The 2,691-nt window shown below is 31.5% G+C and carries 1 protein-coding gene; it reads left to right on the forward strand.

What is annotated here, in order from left to right; genetic code table 11:
- Positions 1 to 323: 323 nt before the first annotated feature.
- Complete coding sequence (locus AC3DU7_RS30590; protein WP_488043000.1) at positions 324 to 2,483, forward strand: glycosyltransferase family protein; 2,160 nt, start codon at positions 324 to 326, stop codon at positions 2,481 to 2,483.
- Positions 2,484 to 2,691: the final 208 nt, after the last annotated feature.

Consider the following 2,691-nt stretch of genomic DNA (forward strand, 5'->3'; position numbering starts at 1 on the left):
GAAATTTTGCCAAAAAACTCTACTGCTGAAGGGAAAAATTGTTCGGCAATCCAATTAACTGTGACTATTTTGGAAAAGTGAAAAATAAGGTAAGAAATTTTTATGTAAATGGTATTTTTAAGGATAGAATTAAGACTATAAACTCAAGAAAAACTTGATATTAGCTCAATATAGCAATCCTATTTTATTCGTGTCAAAAATCTTACTGCTTTTTAGGTAACAGGTAAAAGTTTCAGTTTTTTTATTTACTTTTTGATTACCCGCAACCTATTTAGGATTGCTATATAATTGCAAGGCCACAGGACTCTGATTTCGGGATAAATATGAACAATCACTCTTTTTTCAAATCATTAAATACTAAACTTAATTCACAGCCTAGATTTCTGGTTAATAGCATTATTTTGTTAATTGTAGTTTTGATAATTACTGTCATAACATCAATATATGTATCCAATGAACAGACTATTTATTGGTGGGATTTTGTGGGATATCAGAATGCAGCAAATAATTTAACAAATTTATTTCGAGCATCACCTCAAAGAGCTATTGATGATATTTTCGGTTCTTTATCTCAACAGAAAAATTATTTGGTCGTTCTGCCCTTAATTCCTTTTCTTTATCTGTTTGGTAATCAAAGAATTGTTTATATTCTGAGTATTAATTTGGTCTATTTATTACCATTTAGTTTGCTGCTCGGGTCTATAGCAACAAAATTAATTCCAGTTTCTTCTCGGTGGGTATTTTGGTCAACAGTAGCGATCGCTCTATTAATACCTATGAGTTGGAGTCCTAGTTTGAGAGGATATCCTGATATTGGAGCGACTTTATTTATTTTATTGGCGATTTTAATTTACTTACAAAATATTAGATTGACTGCTTGGTGGCAAATTCCTGTGATTGGATTATGTTTGGGAATATCTATTGTTTTAAGGAGACATTTTGCTTATAGCGCCATAGCTTTTCTTGCTGCTATTAGTTGCCAAACAATGATTAACTTTTTGACTACTTTCAATTCTGTCAATAATTCCTGGAAAAGACTTTTAGAAAGTGCCATAAAAATTAGTCTGATTTCTCTCAGTAGTTTCCTGACTATATCAATTTTTGCTTGGGGTTTTATCCAAGGTTCTTTGACAGAAAATTATCGAACTCTTTATGCTGCTTGGAGTTTATCAATACCTGATATATTTTGGCGTTATGCCTGTTTTTATGGATTAATAGCTTTGTTGTTAGTAGCCATGGGATTTTCTGTTGGTGTTATGACAAAATCTTTAATTCCATCAACTACTATTTTCCTCTTTTTATTAGGAATTTTTTCTTTAGCTGAATGGTTGATTTTACTGCGTTATGGAAATATTCATTACTCTCTACATTTTACGCCAATAATAGTTTTAGGATTAGTTTCATTTATCTGGACGACTATTAATATTTTCCGAGACAAAACTAGATTAATTATTTTAACTATTGCAGGAATATTGTTACTTGGAAATTTTGCCCTTGGTTTAACTACTATTGGCAAATTTAATCATTCTCTACGATCATTATTTGCCACTAACTTTTCTCCATTAATTCGTTCCGACTATGATGAAGTTTTACGTCTTAGCGATTATCTAAGTAAATTAGCCAAAAATAAAGAATTAGTATACGTAGCTGCTTCCTCAAATCTATTTAATGCCAATATTATTAGAAACGCTAACCGGATAATTAATCCTGAAAGTTGGTCGAATTTAAGAGCAATAAGTAAACCACATATTGATACTCGCGATACTTACCCATTACCAGAATTATTAGAGGCACAATATATAGTTATTGCTCACCCATTTCAGAAAGTATTATTAACTGATGAACAAGTTTTAAAACCAGGGCAACAAGATTTAGTTAAGTTTGTTTATGACGCTTTTACTCAAAATTTTCCCATTGCTCAAGATTTCCAAAAATTGCCAGAAGAATTTGTTTTAGATGGTGGAATTACTGTAAGTTTTTATCAAAGACTTCGCCCTACTTCTGTGGCGACTGCTGTGCAAACTTTATCAGCAGTACAAAAACAAATTCCTCAACGTCCAGGTAGACAGTTAGACTGGATGAGTTTAAATCAATCTCCTTATATTACTTATAATTATTCGGCAGTTACTCAAATTTCTGATGATGGTTATAAATTAATGACAGATCCTGCGGATGTTACTAAACAAACCTCTAAATATTTTCTCTATTTAGGGCAAGTATCTGAATCAGTAAAAATTACTGGTAAGTTAGATTTTCTGAATCAAGAATGTGATGGTTTGTCTCTTGCTTTTTCTTCTTTAGATGAGCAAGGAAATTTAATTGATACAACTGCCAATAATTATTTTCCTGGAGATTTGTCTGACTTGAATTTTTCACTCACTGGTAAAAATTCGGTTTATTTGCTTCTGGAAAATATGACTGTTGATAGGGATGAATTAACAGATAAATGTGGATGGGTAATTAACGATTTAGTTGTTGATTAGTAGAGGAAATTTTCTGGAGACAACCGCCGATAATTATTTGTTTAGGGTTGGTTCTAATTTAACTTTTTATCTTCCAAGATTTATACTTTTTTAGCGTATTTTGGTTGAATAAAAAGTCATGTGTATAGGCGAACAACTCCATCTAAGCTTGATAATATCACAAAAATTATGAGTATGCAGCGGAAAATCCTTTGGAGCGCGATTTTTT

It is taken from the genome of Okeania sp. (assembly GCF_983059655.1).